Raw genomic sequence first — 16202 nt, 5'->3', positions numbered from 1 at the left:
CTCGTTTTTATTTTTTTATTTTAAATAAATCTTTTTCCAAATCTACTGAACCTTCTTCAACAATAGCCTCCACAGAACTAAAATTTTCTGTGTTGGTAATTACCAAAATAATCGTATCACTCAATCCTTCTGATTTTATTATTTCTTTACTAAAAGATAGTATAGGCGTTCCTTTTGTGATACTATCGCCTTGTTTTACTTTCACTTCAAAGCCTTTTCCTTCTAATCCAACCGTATCAATACCTACATGAATCAACAACTCGATTCCACCTTCTAATTCCAGACCAATCGCATGATTCGTTGGAAAAACAGCTTTTACTACTGCATCTAATGGTGCATAAAGCGTTTCTTCTTGTGCTGAGATACCCACTGTTTTACCTAGTACTTGTTTAGAAAAAGTAACATCTGAAATCTGATTCAAAGGAACAATTTCTCCTATCGCTGGTGATGCGATATTCAAATCAACTTGATTTAACTCATCTTTTTTGACAGATTCACTTTCTGCTTTTTCATTAAAGCGATTCATTAAAACAAACGTTAAGATAGCTGTTACAGAAATGGTTGTCACTATTCCAATTAAAATCCCTGTAAATCCTTCACCCATAAATGCTGGAATTGATATAATACCAGGCATAACAAAGGCATAACCCTTTCCTCCTAGCATAGTGCTTACAGCTGCGCCAATACCACCACCAGCACACGCGGCAATCATAGCTCCTTTATATCTTGCTAAGACACCATAAATAGCTGGCTCAGTAATTCCCAAAAAGCCTGGAATAACAGCTGATAATGCCACTTGTTTTTCTTTCATATCTTTTGATTTTACATAGACAACCAAGGCTGCTGTTGCTTGGGCAAACGTACTCATTAAAACCATCGCTATCATTTGAGAAGAGTTAAAACTTGATATTTCCTGTTGCATGATTGGGTTCATCGCATGGTGCATACCACCTAATACAAGAATTGGCCTTGTTCCTCCTACAATAAAACCGGCAAGCCAAGGTGAGAAATCAATTAACCACTTAACACCCATTGCTAGATATTCACCAATATAAAATCCTAATGGAGCTAAAAGAGCCATTGCAATTGGACCTACCACTAATAAAGATAAGAGCGGTGAAAAAATCATATTAACCATTTCTGATATGACTTTATCAAAGAAATTTTTAACATATTTTAGTAACCATACAGAAAAGATAATTGGTAAAACAGATGAACTATAGTTAACGACAACGACAGGTATCATCCCGAATAGTGAGATAATTTCTTGACCGTCTGTAATCGCAAATGGGTACATCAATAATCCTGCTAAAGTTAACGCTAAGTACTCATTGGTTTTAAATATTTTAGCTGAACTAACTGCTAGTAAAAATGGGAAAAAGTAAAACATAGCGTCTGATAAAGCATTAAAAAAGATGATAGAATCAGAGTCTCCTGCTACCCATCCCAATGATAAAAACATAAAAATGAAACCTTTTAGTAACCCTCCTGCGATAACTGGTGGTAATGCTGGTGTTAATATTGAAGAAAGTGTATTTAATACATGAGATAATACACTTTTTTTCTCTTGAGAAACCTCTTTCTCATCGGATGACAAATGAACTAATTCATTTAGCTCATTACTAACATTAACGACCTTACCTCCTAAAATGACTTGAAATTGATCGTTTTGAAATTGAGTTCCTAAAACTCCTTCAATGTCATTTAGAGCTTGCTGGTTCACTTTTTTCTTGTCTTTAATCTGAAACCTTAGTCGAGTCACACAATTGGTAAAGCTATAAATATTAGTTTCTCCACCCACTTCTTTTAATATTTTTTTAGCTAACTCTTGATTGTTCATGATACGCCTCCTCTTCTCATCCAATAAAAAATGCCTGAAGAAAGTGCGTACTAAATACACTTTCTTCAGGCATTGCCGGCATTACCCGTAACGAATCCTACTGTATGTTTGCTGTATTTTCATACTAACAGCTTATGAAAACGATGTCAATAACTTTCTGTATAATTACCTACGTTTTTTACGTTATACAAAAAATTTTACTTAGACAACTTTCTACGGTCTTAACATCTCACCATTCTCCCACGCATCAATTAATCGATTCAATCTTCTTAACTGCGTTTCTTCCCTTTTAGCAGTCATCACCCACCAAATCGAATCTCTCTTATAAGAAGCTGGTAATTGATTAAAAAATTCCCAAGCGCTTGAATTTTGTCTGATCAACGCTTCGTATTCCTTACTCAATTCAACATTTCGACTCACGGCTGAATAACCTGTTTGGTCTTTTCTTTGATTAAAAACTGTTAATCCTTCCGGTTTCATTTGATTCAATTCAATTAGCTTTTCAACCTTTTGAATATTTACTTTACTCCAAACACTGTTTGCTTTCCGCGGCGTAAAGCGAATTTTATAACTATCCTCATCCACCGTCTTTCGGATTCCGTCAATCCAACCAAACATTAAGGCACAATCAACTGATTCAGACCAAGTAAGTCCTTCTTTTTTCGCTTTTTTCTTAAAGAAGCCCAACCAAATCTCAGTCGTTGTTTGATGATTCATCTCTAACCACTCAATAAATTCTTCTTGATTTCTAAAATAGAGGATGTTACTCATTTTCCTAGCCAGTTTAAAATCATTTCGTTGAGCTCTTCTGGTCTTTCTTCTTGAACCCAGTGACCTGCATCAAGACTCTTAACATCAATATTAGGTACAAAATCTTTAATATTTGGCAGTGGTGGGATGACATCTTTTTCACCATAAACCATTAATGTTTTTTGCTCAACAATTGGTGAAACTTCACCTAACAAGTGCCAGTTACGATCTAAATTTCTGTACCAATTAATACTAGGTGTAAACCCGTTTTTCTGGAAGCCTGAAATATAAACAGATAGATCCTCATCACTCATAACAGCCTCACCTAATGCGACTGATGATTTCGCTAGATTAATCATTTCCATTCCCTCACCAGGAGCTTGAGCTGGTACGTTTTTTCGATATAAATTTTGCATGAATTGCACCGCATTCTCATCTAATATCTTATCTGCCACACCTGGTTGTTTATTAAAGTGGACAAAGTAGTAGTCTTCTCCTAAGAATTCCTCCATAAACTCAATCCAAGGCTTTTCTCCACGCACTTGATACGGTAAACATAAATTGATCATCTTGTCGACGCGCTCTGGATGTAGTAAACTCATACTCCAAACCACGCTTGCTCCCCAATCATGTCCCATAAAGATTGCTTTTTCATACTCATAATGATCTAGTAACGCAACCAAATCACCTGTTAAATGCTCTATATCATATTTTGTCACTTCTTCTGGACACGTTGAATTGCCATACCCACGTTGATTTGGAACAATCACATGATAACCCGCTTTAACTAATGGCTCTACTTGATATCTCCAAGAAAATGCATGTTCTGGCCAACCATGGCATAATATAATAGGATTCCCTTTATTTTCTTGTCCTGATTCAAAAACTTCTAACGTCACATCGTTTACTGAAATAAGTGTTGGTTTTGGTAATTTAATAGTGTTTGTCATTTAATTTTCCCCCTAGTTAATATAAAAGTGTCTTACAAAAACAATCTTATCATGGGCCTTTGACAACAGTCTGTCAGCTTTGAGAAACAAATTTAATTATATTTATCAGCCATTAGTTTTAATCTACTCGCTACAGTTTCACGTAGTTTTTTTGGTTCTAAGACCTCAATTTGTTCTCCAAAACTAAATATCAGAGAAAATAACCAGTCTCTATCAGGAAACGTGGCTGTAATCAGAAACTCACCTGTTTCTAACACTTCGATATCTTCTTGATTAAAGATATCCTCCACACGAGACTTCATAGTGGGGGCAACTTTTAAGACCATGGTTATCATCTGAGATTGTTCAAATTCTTGTGCAGTCACTTCATGATAGGATGTGTCTTGTCGTTCAAATGTTTGCCCTTCTATTTTGCAGTCCTTAATACGAGATACTCTAAATAATCTAAAATCTTCCTTTAATCGACAATACGCAAATAAATACCACGTATAGTTTTTAAAGATTAACGACATAGGTTCAATTTGGCGTGTACTCACCTCACTATCATAATTTCTATAATCAATTTTCAGTAACCTGGTTTGTGTAATAGCTTGTCGGATTGTTTTTACTAGCTCCTTTTGCTTAGGAGAATCACCATAAGGGTGTAAGTCGATGATGATTTGTTCTGACTGTAGTTTTAATTCATCTAGCTTATTTTCAGGAACAATATTTTGCAATTTTTCTATGGATGATTCTAATTCAATATCCTCAACTGTCATGTTAATATCTTTTAGGACAGACAGAAGGGAGGACAAGTTATTAAGCGTTAGGACTTGATGATTGAGTTTATAATTTTCATAAATGCTGAAACCACCATTATTTCCAGAGTGGGAGATAATCGGAATTCCTGCTAGATTGATTGTTTCAATGTCCCGGTAAATTGTCCGAACAGAGACTTCAAATTTTTCAGCTAGTTCATTTGCTGTAACACGATTTCTGTTTAGTAGCATCACAATGATTGTTAACATTCGTTCTATCTTCATCTTGATCTCCTTAGAAGTAGTTTTTTAATATTCTAGCATAAAATTTCATCTTTTAAGAGGCAGACTTCTTCTTAGCTTTTCTCTTACCGTACCAAAATTCATCGGTTGGTTTAAAGAGTTTGTAATAGTCATCAGCATATTTTACAAAATAGTACGTTTCTATGGCACTCCCAAAACCAATGGATAGTCCAATTGAAATAGCTCCTAATAATATTATGATAGCCCAACCATATAACAATCCAAAAAGACCTGGGTTATTGGAAAAGTCACTACCAATGTGGAAAAAGTAACGATTAGCTATGGAAAATAGAATAAGGATACCACCATACTTTGTAAGTATAGTCATCATAGTCCCTCGTTTCTTTGCTTTACTCTTTTTTTCATCATAAAGTATCGCTTTACATTTTTGACTCTCCCTTTTTACCGATCTAATGATTAATGCGATACCTATTAGTAACTGAATAAACATACCAAGATAGCCTGTACCATCAATTGATAAACCAGTAATAAACGGTAATACACTTATTAATACCGTTATCAGAAAAATAAAAATATATCCACCGCCAAAAAGGATTCTTTTAGCATAATTTTTTCTTGGAAACAGATTAATAAATCCTATTATAAAAAATAAATAATAAAAAGTGAGGAAGATAAGTTTTAAGTAGCGTCCAAGTTCTCCAATAATTTGAAGACTTTGGAATGAAAGTATTTCTGATTCTTTAGATTCTAAAACAGCGATAGGCATAAGTATTCCAAATTCATATAAAAGTATCCCAAAAACAAAGCTACTCAATAAAAAAGCTACTCAATAAAAAAGCTGAAAATCTCTTCCAAAAACTCATAGAAGAGATATCTCCCCTCTTCATTTCGCCCTCAGTTATTACTTCTTTTTTTACTAATCTAGTACTTTCTTCAAACGTTGCATTAAATAGATTTCCTGTCATACTAAAGCCTTCCTTTTTATTATTATCCTTATCTAGCATCAACTATTTTTAACCAAATAGACCATACAAATAGAATAAAGAAGATGAACATGAATATATAACTAACTATTTCTCGTCTTCTTCGTCTCACTACAATTGGACTCTCCGTTTGATCCATTCTTGAATAATAATCTTTCTTTACTTTACCAGGATACTTATTATCAATCCTATCCGGTTTAAAAACCACTCGTTCGATACCACTTTCCACGATATACAAAACTAAATCTTCCAATTCTTTTTCCGTTTGATGAATTTCACCCCAGGTCAGATACATCTCCTCATAATAATCTAAATTATCCATCGCTTTTTGCTCTTTTTCCTGATTAAATTTATTCCAGTAAGAAGGACTTACGATAATTTGCAAGTAGTAATGGGGAGTGTTCTTAACTATTTTTTTACCCAAAGCAATTCCCTTCATTTCAGAAAAAGGAATTTTTTTATTTTGCCTAAGCCCACCATCAATAAACAGTACCTGATTTTTTCTATCAACTAAGTAATGATACTCTTTTCTAGAAATAACAACGTTTAAAAATATAAGTCCACCACAAAATAATCCTAATACCAATAAACAAAAACTTACAAAAGAAACGCCGATTCTTCCAATAAAAAAAATAAATAGCGGTATCAAAATAGAGCTTATTATTATGGATGTTCTTTTCGAACAATATTTTAGTACATACATCTCTTCTTTCATTTTTTTATAACCTCTTTTCTCATTAATCTAGGAATGATACCTCCATTCACAAAAAAACATTTTAATTCGCAAACGTTTTAAAACAACTCAATATGTATATTTAAGAATTATATACATCAATTATTATACATTATTTTTATTACAATCGATAAACTAAAAATAAAATCTAACCATATTAAAAAAGCCTTGATGAAACTCAAGACGTTTTCACAATAAGCCATCATAATCAGAAATAGCTTTAAGTACTTTAATACTTCCAACACACCCCATCTCTTCTCATTTAAAAGAATATTATAGTGCAAAAATAAAAAAAGTTTATCACACTCATTTTTTAGTTAAAAGAACTAAAATTTATCTATGACTAGAAGCTCTAACTAATCGGTACATAAGTTACATCTACATAAATTGAATTTCCTATATATGTAGCGATTGGCAATTATCATACTTGATTATTTACACTTTTCAATTTAGTAGCAGCTGTTATTTAAAAATAAATAAAAAGTCCATCAGCATTATCTCACCAATGGACTTAAGGTTAATCTCCATATTATTTATTAAGTTCCTCATAGATAGGTAAACCAGCACTCATAAATTTTTTTATATCTCCCTGATTTTCTTTCATAAACAATATCTGTTCATCTTTTGACATATCTTGATCCTTATTTTTGCCACTCATTGGACTTAATTCTTGATCAAATGAAACCTTATGTCCCTTTCCATCAAAAAAAACAAATTTTTTATCTGTCTCTATATCTAATGTTTTTGATTTATCATTTTGTACGACCACAGATAACGGGAACGTATCAAAATGAAGATAGTTCGTACTTTCTTTAGTAGAATAGGATTTCAATCCTACTTGTAATCCATTCGCTTCTTTATGATAACTAGAATGAATTCCTCCATACAATTTCTCGTCTAAAATCACATCTTCTTCCCAAGCTACTTTGTAACGTAGTCCATCACGATAATTTCGCCATCCCAACCATACACTATTCAAAACTAAAAACAATAGGATAAAAATGCAACTAATTATTATCAGTCTCCTAATTTTTTTGAATAATTCTTTTTCTTTAATCGCTTCGTCAATTTCTTTGACCATCTTGTAATCCTCCCTCAATAATTCATCTAAGGAGAAATTTAATGTATCACTTAACTGAATCAACATATCAATATCTGGATATGTTCTACTCCTTTCCCAACTTGATATTGTTTTATCAGATACCTTTAACTTCTCTGATAATTCTCTCTGAGTCCAGTTAAACTCTTTTCGACGTTTTGAAATTTTCTCTCCAACAGTCATGTTATCCCTCCCTTTTTTAGAGTACCTTAGAAAAATCGGAATCTCTACCTATGATATGTAGAATCCTTATCATTTCAGCTTTTCTACAATACGATGCTATGACTTTTAAATACTTATAGAGTTCATATGTAATAATTATTTTACATTAATATAAACGATAACATTTTAAGAGATAATAAATTCTTTATTTATTGAAGATATAATTTTAATAAATAAAAAAGCCCAACGACAACTGTATCGTTAGACTCATACTTAAAATACTATTCCATCTTAATTATATTTCTCAAGTATAGATTGTAACTTACTTTGGGCATCTTGATCTTCTGAAATAATAAACGGTCGTTGCTCTCCAGGCCAATAATCAAAATCACCGTCATCATCCGTTACATAAAATCCATCGCTAAAAGAACCTTTACTACTATACTCATACACGACTCCATTATCTGCTAACATGTATTTCACAATCGGTTTATCTAAATCAGCAACCTGACTAAACCCTGTTGCTGTACTTGGATTATTTTCTCTATCATTTATTTCATCACTCAGTCCCGTAGTTCCATATTTTGAATAATAAAATACCACTCCACCAATTGAATTTGCTAAATAAGTATCTTTTGAAATTTCCATAGATGGGTCTTGTCTCTGGATCAAAACATAGTTATTATCAGGAACAATCGCATACCAATCACCTCTACCACTTGCTCCATGAGTAAAATAAGCACCATTAACAGCCATTCCACCTATTTTAGCTCTCTCACTTGCCCAATTAATAAACTCCTTAGAGATTGACTTCTGCTCTTCAAAACTATACTTTCTTTGTTGTATTTTTGAACTAGAACTCTCAGTTGTTGTTTCAGTGGGTGAAATACTAGTTGAATTTGTTTCTTCATTATTTTTAGTAGTTGTCGTCATTTGACTTACTACATTAGAACTACTTGAAATTGATTTATTTTCATCACTTTTATTATTTCCACACGCTGTAACCAACAAAAGCACTAAAGTAGCTAGTAATGAGTTAATTGCTTGCTTATTACTCATCCAAATAACACCCTCTCTTCTTTTTATAATACTATCACTCCCGATAAGTTCGATTAAGTTTATCAATTGTTTTCATGTATTCTTTTTCCATGGAGTCATACTTCTCTGATTCTTTTTTATCGATCTCTTTGTTTTTAATTGTTATATCCTCTAGATTTTCACTGGATATCTTATCTAATTCTGGAATAATATCACTACTTTTTGTATCTCTGACTAATTTCTCTTTTCCAAACTTGAATTTTTTCGGTTCTCTACCTTCCATCATGACTTTAAAGGTACTATTCATTAAGTAAACCCTGGCTTGGTTCGCTGTATCATGAGGGTAACTTGTCGGCGCGAAAGTTGCGTCTACATAGGTTGGACTGCCAATCCATGTGGCAATCGACAACTCAGGTGACGCCATAGCAAGTAGGGCATCTGGTGATTTATTACTACTATTTGGAACAGAACTTTCAAAATTACTTAAACCTGATTTCATGACGTAGGTCTCTTGATCAAATCCTGTGTATTTAGGCCCCCCGTAAGGTTCAGAGCCATTTGCACCAGTTACTTCTTTCAACATACTCACCATCGTTTTTGCAGTAGAAGAGCTCATGGCTCGTTTACTTTCAGCTTCGGATAGTTTAATGGGTCCAGAATCAGTTTGAATGCTTTTAATAGTGGTTGGTTCAACTCTCACTCCATCATTCCCAAAGGCGCTAAAGGCAGACGACAAGGCTAAAACATTCGTTGGGTAATTAATCGCCTGTTCAGGTCGGTAACTAGCACCATTTTCATTGTATGTATTAATTCCAAAAGGCTCCATCATACTATTTTTTTGTTGATCATTGGTCATTTGGAAAGCTTCTACAGCCGCCGTATTGATAGATAAACCTAGAGCATAGGACGCTCTTATGTTTCCAAAATTCTGATCACCATAATTTTTCACTTTCCAATCCCCAATCGTAAAAGAAGAGCCATTTTGAATCGTATCAGGTGTCAGACCTGCATACTCCACAGCTGGGGCGTAATCTAGTAATGGTTTGATGGTCGAACCAGATGATCTAGTTGCTGTATAAGGAATTAAGGGATTATCTGAATTAGTTGCTAAGCCTACAATATGACCCGTTTTCGTATCAATTGCCGAAATTCCTGTGACACTTTCCTTATGTTCAAAATAACCATTAGGAAGGCGCTCATCTTGTGGATAAGAACCTGTTGCTATCTTATGTAATTCTTTTAATTGGTTGCCATCAGCATAGGTTTTAACTGTAATCGTTGTATTTTTAGGTAAGTTTAATTGACTGAGCTCATCTTTCACCTTCGCTACATAGGCTTGATATTCTTTTGGTGTGCCTTTTTGCTTATAACTTTTTAACGTAAACTCTTCTTTGTCACTATTCACCAGTTTAAGGGATTTTTGATACACGTCCTCGCTAATCAGGCTGTTCTCTTTCATAATCGACAAAATAGTCCGTGTGCGTGCTTTCCCACTCTTATTAAAGTCTTGAATATATACCGATGGAGATTGTCCAAGTCCTGCCATAAAGGCCACTTGAACCACTTGGGCTGGGTCTTTGGAATCTATTTTTGACATATCATTTCCGAATAACTCAATGGATGCGGCTTTCACTCCCACCGTGTTTGGTGTCAAACGTAATTCATTCAGGTAAGCTTTCAAAATATCATCTCGATCGTATTTTGTCGCAAGCTTTCTGGCATCAATTAGTTGAACGATTTTATCTGACACAGTGTTTTTATTATTTGTCCCAAAGACCATGATTTTAACTAACTGTTGCTCAATGGTCGAACCACCTCTTGAGACCACATCTTTTCCTAACTTCCTTTTCACCTGAGAAACCACAGCACCCATTGTTCCCTTAATAGAATAACCTTTTGTTTTTCTTGTGTAGAAAGAATTATCTTCAACGGCAATCAGTGTATCTAAATAAAGTTGATCCACATTCCACTTAGGTTCATGTTGGATTGGATCAAACTTAACCACCACTGTATTTTCATCTAAAGGTTGATCATTTTTATCCAAGATGACAAAAGACTGAGTAATTTTTTGATTGATATCTTGAATTTCAAGAAGAGAACTATACGGGCTATATCGTTTACTGATAACATACCCGCCAATTGACGCGGTTAATACCAGCAACAGAGCCACCATTCCTAGAATATTCCAGATTAAATGGCGTCGTTTATTAACTTTTTTACGTTTCTTCTTGATTTTTTTCTTACTAACCATTGGAGAATTCCTTTTCCTTTCTAGATTTTAATTTTTATTTTCGTCGCTACTTGTGGTCGTACTAGTTGTTGTATCGGTACTATCCGACTGGCTTGTTGATGTATCAGATGTTGACGAACTACTTGACGTTATTGTTTCTTTTGGCTTCTCAGTTGGTTTGTTTTCCACGATTACCTTAATAGTAGAACCTTGGATAATGTACTCATAATCAAATCGAGAAGGTTCTTGACTCGTAATTTTCGCCTGCTTATCATCATCCCAGGTTTCAATACCTCGCTTACTTTCAGGAACAATGTCACCATTTTTATATAATTTATTGGTATATCCATAAATCGTAGAATTCAACTTCGCCTTACTAAGTTCCCTTTGTGCTTGCTCAACGGTCAGTCCTACCAAATCAGGTATCTCAACTGACTTTTTGATGAGCTGTTTATTGGTCGCTAAATTATCCTGAAGCTCACTATATTTGCGTTCGAACTCTGTCACCATTAGATTGGCTTGTAAGTAATCATTCGTCTTAAGCACATATTTATCCAGTTCCATTCCGAGTCTTGTCTCAGGGGTCGATATGGGCTCTTCTAATATCTCGTAGCTCACCACCAGTGATTTAATCTGATTGACTTCTTGAAAATTTTTATCGATTTCTTCTAACAAGGTAGTAGATTTTCTAAAACTATCCTCGGTTGTGACAGCTAGCATTCCCTTTTGATTGTATATTTTATTTAGTAAATCTAATAAAGAAAAAATTTCCTTATAATGCTCTTCGGGGTTCTCGGCAGTCATTTTTTGAAAATCAGTCTCTGCTTTTTCATACTGTTTCGGTAACACTTGTTTATAGTATAGAACATATAATTCCTCAATATCAGACTCATTAATAATATCAACCTCTTTTTTCAAGTCGGTGATAGTTTGATCAACCTCTGAAACTTTCACCTTGCCTTCAGTAATACTCGATACAGTGGCTTCCGTTTTTTGTAACTGTTTCACCTTGTCACTATTGGCTTCATAAAGCCACGAATCAAAGGCATTATTTTTCAATGCCCGCACCAATTTAATATCTGATTCATTAATCCTCGTTAAATCATAGATTTCTTCTTGGGTCATATTATTGGCTTTTGGAATGTTACTAATGTATTGATATGATTTAAAGAAGAAAAAACAACTCACAAAAGCAATTACTAGATAAATGATGTAAACAATCTTTTGTCCTCGACTGGTTTTTCTTCTGCTCTTTTTAGTTTTTTTACTTTTCATTTTTATAACCTCTGATAATCTATTTACTCGTATTTTATATCATTTCTAATTAATCCTATTATTAAGTATACACGAGTTTCTATTAAACTTGGGAATCAGTTTTGAAAATTTCTGTTATTTGATTCTACTCAATTTAATAAAGAACATACAAAAAGCTCAACGACACTAATTGCCGTTGAGCTATGGATTTACTAATAAATTATTTAACCGGTGGTGTACCTTCTGCATTGCCAGCAATCGCATCGATTTGAATTAACGCGCCTTGTGGTAAGCGAGATACGCCCACAACCCGACGAGCTGGTGTACCTTCTGGGAAGAATCCTTTATACGCCGCGTCCATCTCAGCCATCATTGATAAATCAGTCATGTATACATTCAGTTTAACCATGTCAGCCATTGAATGATCCACACTTTCAATAATTGTTTGAATGTGAGTTAAACATTGCGCCGTTTGTTCTTTGATGCCACCTGAAACAAGCGCTCCCGTTGCCGCGTCTACAGGTAATTGTGCAGAAATATTATTGTAATGTGAAAAGGCAACTGTTTGTGTTGATAAACTATCAATCGGTGCTTTCTCAGTGTTGTTTGCTTCAATAATTAAGCCGTGACGATCTTCAATAGCTTGTGGTGGTGTACCGTCACCGTGAGAAACAACCGCTTCAATTTGGACAGCAGCTCCCATTGGTAAATCAGCTACTTCAACGACTGTTCTTGCTGGTAAGTAGTTAACTGCTCTGGCGATACCAGAATCTGGGAAAAATGTTGCGTAGGCTCTATTAACTGCTTCAAGATCAGATAAATCCTTAAGGAACACAGTTGTTTTAACAATGTCATCAAAAGGAACATCGATGCTTTCTAAAATTGATTTAATATTTTTTAATGCTTGTCTTGTTTGTGCTTTAACGCAGCCAACAACTAAACGACCTGTTTTAGGATCAATTGGTAATTGTGCGCTAATATTATTGTAATGTGAAAAAGCTACTGTTTGTGTTGATAAGCCGTCAATCGGTGCATTACTTGTTGCGTTCGTTAATTTAATTAGATCTCCTGCTTGTGGTGCATTTGGAATCGTTCCTTCTCCATTAGAAAGTAATGCTTCTACTTGGATCATCGCATTTAATGGTAAATCAGCTACTGCTACAACTGTACGTGTTGGTAGGTAAGTAGGGAAAAATTCTTTCATCACGCGATCTACAACAGCCATAACTTTAATATCTTTTACAAAAATAGATAGTCGGATGATGTCTGTTAAATCATGATCAATGCTTGAAGTAATCGCTGCGATATTTCTTAAACATTGTTCCGTTTGCTCTTTAATGCCACCTTCGACAAGTTCGCCTGTTTCTGGATTAATCGGTAATTGAGCTGAAAAGTTATTATAATGTGAGAAGGCAACTGTTTGTGATTGACTATCACTCACTGGTGCTTTTTCTGTATTTCTTGCTAAAACGACGTTGTCTTGACTCATAGGTAATTCCCCTTTTTATGTTATATTTTTTAAGAACTTAAAAAAAATTTTAATCTAAAATCGCCTTTTAGTAAAGCGCTATCATCTCTTTATCATGAGACTATCACAATGAGTAATATTCGTTATTTTAAACACTTAAAGGCTTGTAAATTTTTTGTTGGATTGGTGGGTTTTAAATAAAAAAAATGTAGAAACAACTTAGTGTCTCTACATCTTTCGATTATTTTTTACCATTAATCAGATATTCTTTCCCATTCATTTCAATAAGACCAGTTTGAGGAGCTAATTCAATATCGTCTTTTTTGAATTTTTCATCAGAATAATTAACAATCACTGAAATATTATCTCCATAACTCGTTTTTTGAATTAACTTATTTTCTGATAAATAGTCAAATTCAGTCATTTCATTAAGTAGTGCTTCTTTTTGAAATTGACTCCAAGTTTCAACATTTTTTACAATATCACTTTTTCTTTCATCCCACGTGTTGCTATCTAAATGAATTAAAGGTGGTACATTGTATAAGTATTCCGTTAGCCTTCTATTCTCAACTTCATCTTTAATTTTATAACTATCCCATTCCCAATGATGTGTCGTTATCACAGATTGATTATAAACCAATTTATACAATGGAATATTATAGGCTGGATTAAGATACAATTTTTTATATTCATCCTTTATAGGCACTTGTTTTGAATATCTCCCCGGAATAGTATCATTCATAGAAGCATATCCGCCTACGTAGTATTCACTTTCTTTATTTTTTCGCATGTCTTCATCGATCCATGCAATCACTGGCGTTTCAAGTCCGTGGGCAAATACCATCCCTTTGTTAAAATAATCATTACCTGTTTCCGTCCCGACGACTAATCCCTTACCATTCCATAATTGGGTTCGTTCAATTCTTGCATCAACGTCTTGTTGAATCCCTGTTTGATGCTCTGAACTATAATCATTATAGATTTCGCCAGCTGCATCTGTATCGACAAACCACGTATTAAAAGGGACATCTTTTGTTAAAACTTTATCTAAACGGTACTCTGCTTCATCTTTAATAAGAGTTTGGTTGACTTTTCGTCCTTTACCAAGAAATCCAGAAATATATTCTCCATTCGGTTTCACAATCGTTTTAGAATTATAAACCTCTTCGTTATTTCTAAAGCCTGCAGTGTTCCAATCAATTGACGGATTCGAATGAATGGATTGGTACGAATCATATGGCCCTATCAAATAATTTGAATCTACGGCTTCCTTCACAAATGATGGATTAATCAAACCTTGATTCCAATTTGATAGTCCAATCCAAGCGTTTTCGATTCCAGATTTTTTCATATCCTTAATAACATCCGTCGTTGTCGTTTGCCCCCAACTCTCAATTGAGCCAACAGAATCTCCTAAAAAATCTTTTAAAATCAGTTTATTAATGCCAATTCTTTTTTCAGTAGGCAACTCATTTTTATCTTTCTCTAAGAATGAGACTTTTTCCGCATCTAGTTTTTTGAATAGTGCCTTATCATAAAAATCTGGATAGACAAGAACTGTGTTAATACCTGTAAGAATAGTATTTTTTTCATATTTATAAGCTTCATTATTCTTTAAAGCCACTATTGCTTGATCAAATTCACTACGCCCATCTTCATAATGTTTTTCTAATAAATCACCAATATGTGTAAATAATTGATCGTTTCCTTCAGTCATTTTTTGCCAATTAACATCTTTATCCGTTAAAATTCTATTTTGCCAAAAATAGATATGTGGCGCTCCGTATAACTTTTCAATATTTTTATTGTCTGCTGCTTTTTCAGATAATGTCATAAATTTATCTTCTTTAATTCTATCTGTTTGATATAATTTGGCCGCTGAAACTGGGTTATTATCTGCCAAATAGATACGAAATTTAAGCGGCTTTTTTCGATTAAATTGATTAAAACTAGATTCAACTTCAAATGACAAATTCTGTTCTTTACTATTTTTATTAATTAATTGCTTATCAAAATTATTTTCCATAACAATGACGGCTGAACTATTATTTTGAACCACTGAAACAAAAGACATTGAAAAAGATTCATTTAAATCTAATTCGTTATTTTCTTCAAAATACTGTTTCCAAAGATTATCATTAGACGGTATACTTTTCCCTTCTCCAATTGGTAGATAGTAATGCTCACCCTCAAGTTTTGGCCAGTTTAATTTTGAAGAGCCTCCTTTATTCGATTTGAATGAAACATCCACATATTCTTTCTGATTTTCAACAACAACATCCACCCCTTTTTCAGGATACGTCCAACTTTTAGTATTTTTATCTTCTTTTAAGTTTTCAACTTTTTCATTAAATGTCCCTGGTAAATCAACTTTTTTATCTGCATCTTTTAACTCTAAACTTAAGGTTTCAGGATCAACTTTTATTTCGATGTTCTTAGAACCATATTTTTCATTATCCTTTAACATTTTTTCTGTTATCTTTTTGCTGTCTCTGTAGTTTTTCTTTGTACCACTTTTATTATTAAAAAGTAGTTTAGGTAAAACCATAATTCCAACAACAATACTAACAAGGATGACACAGCTCACTATGATCATCACTATTTCTTTTTTAAAACTTTCTTTTTTTCTTCTTCTCATTTCAATATTTCCAATCAGCCAAAAAAGGCTCTTCTTTTATTACTAAGAAGAGTCTA

At 33.7% G+C, this 16202-nt stretch carries 13 protein-coding genes; all 13 read right to left on the bottom strand.

Going from position 1 to position 16202, the window contains the following annotated elements; all coding sequences use genetic code 11:
- Positions 1 to 7: 7 nt before the first annotated feature.
- A complete protein-coding gene (locus G7082_RS08475; RefSeq protein ID WP_166034671.1) occupies positions 8 to 1840 on the bottom strand; it encodes a glucose PTS transporter subunit IIA in 1833 nt (610 codons plus the stop codon).
- 213 nt (positions 1841 to 2053) lie between these two features.
- A complete protein-coding gene (locus G7082_RS08470) occupies positions 2054 to 2611 on the bottom strand; it encodes a YdeI/OmpD-associated family protein (protein WP_166034670.1) in 558 nt (185 codons plus the stop codon).
- Positions 2608 to 3540, bottom strand: coding sequence for an alpha/beta fold hydrolase (locus G7082_RS08465; protein WP_166034669.1), 933 nt, complete (start codon positions 3538 to 3540; stop codon positions 2608 to 2610). The genes G7082_RS08470 and G7082_RS08465 overlap by 4 nt, the downstream gene beginning before the upstream one ends.
- Before the next feature lie 92 nt (positions 3541 to 3632).
- Positions 3633 to 4562: a helix-turn-helix transcriptional regulator gene (locus G7082_RS08460; RefSeq protein WP_166034668.1), complete on the bottom strand. Its 930-nt coding sequence runs from the start codon at positions 4560 to 4562 to the stop codon at positions 3633 to 3635.
- A 52-nt stretch (positions 4563 to 4614) separates the two neighbouring features.
- The gene (locus G7082_RS08455) at positions 4615 to 5355 is read right to left on the bottom strand and encodes a hypothetical protein (RefSeq protein WP_166034667.1); all 741 of its coding nucleotides are present in this window, start codon (positions 5353 to 5355) and stop codon (positions 4615 to 4617) included.
- On the bottom strand, positions 5348 to 5506 hold the full coding sequence (locus tag G7082_RS08450) for a hypothetical protein (RefSeq protein WP_166034666.1): 159 nt from the start codon (positions 5504 to 5506) through the stop codon (positions 5348 to 5350). The genes G7082_RS08455 and G7082_RS08450 overlap by 8 nt, the downstream gene beginning before the upstream one ends.
- A 28-nt stretch (positions 5507 to 5534) precedes the next feature.
- Positions 5535 to 6239 carry a hypothetical protein gene (locus G7082_RS08445; RefSeq protein WP_166034665.1) on the bottom strand — a complete coding sequence of 235 codons (705 nt, stop codon included), beginning with the start codon at positions 6237 to 6239 and terminating at the stop codon, positions 5535 to 5537.
- Positions 6240 to 6786: 547 nt separating this feature from the next.
- Positions 6787 to 7539, bottom strand: coding sequence for a helix-turn-helix domain-containing protein (locus tag G7082_RS08440; protein WP_166034664.1), 753 nt, complete (start codon positions 7537 to 7539; stop codon positions 6787 to 6789).
- 270 nt (positions 7540 to 7809) lie between these two features.
- A complete protein-coding gene (locus G7082_RS08435; protein ID WP_166034663.1) occupies positions 7810 to 8577 on the bottom strand; it encodes a hypothetical protein in 768 nt (255 codons plus the stop codon).
- Positions 8578 to 8611: 34 nt separating this feature from the next.
- Positions 8612 to 10807 (bottom strand): transglycosylase domain-containing protein, encoded by a 2196-nt coding sequence (locus G7082_RS08430; RefSeq protein ID WP_166034662.1) that lies wholly within the window; start codon positions 10805 to 10807, stop codon positions 8612 to 8614.
- Positions 10808 to 10834: 27 nt separating this feature from the next.
- Positions 10835 to 12061 carry a PASTA domain-containing protein gene (locus G7082_RS08425; RefSeq protein ID WP_166034661.1) on the bottom strand — a complete coding sequence of 409 codons (1227 nt, stop codon included), beginning with the start codon at positions 12059 to 12061 and terminating at the stop codon, positions 10835 to 10837.
- A gap of 199 nt (positions 12062 to 12260) precedes the next feature.
- Positions 12261 to 13529 (bottom strand): RidA family protein, encoded by a 1269-nt coding sequence (locus tag G7082_RS08420; RefSeq protein ID WP_166034660.1) that lies wholly within the window; start codon positions 13527 to 13529, stop codon positions 12261 to 12263.
- A gap of 220 nt (positions 13530 to 13749) precedes the next feature.
- On the bottom strand, positions 13750 to 16146 hold the full coding sequence (locus G7082_RS08415; protein ID WP_166034659.1) for a glycoside hydrolase: 2397 nt from the start codon (positions 16144 to 16146) through the stop codon (positions 13750 to 13752).
- Positions 16147 to 16202: the final 56 nt, after the last annotated feature.

It is taken from the genome of Vagococcus hydrophili (assembly GCF_011304195.1).
GTDB classification, from domain to species: domain Bacteria; phylum Bacillota; class Bacilli; order Lactobacillales; family Vagococcaceae; genus Vagococcus; species Vagococcus hydrophili.
Note: the sequence above shows the minus strand (reverse complement) of the source record. Positions and strands in the feature narration are given on the sequence as shown.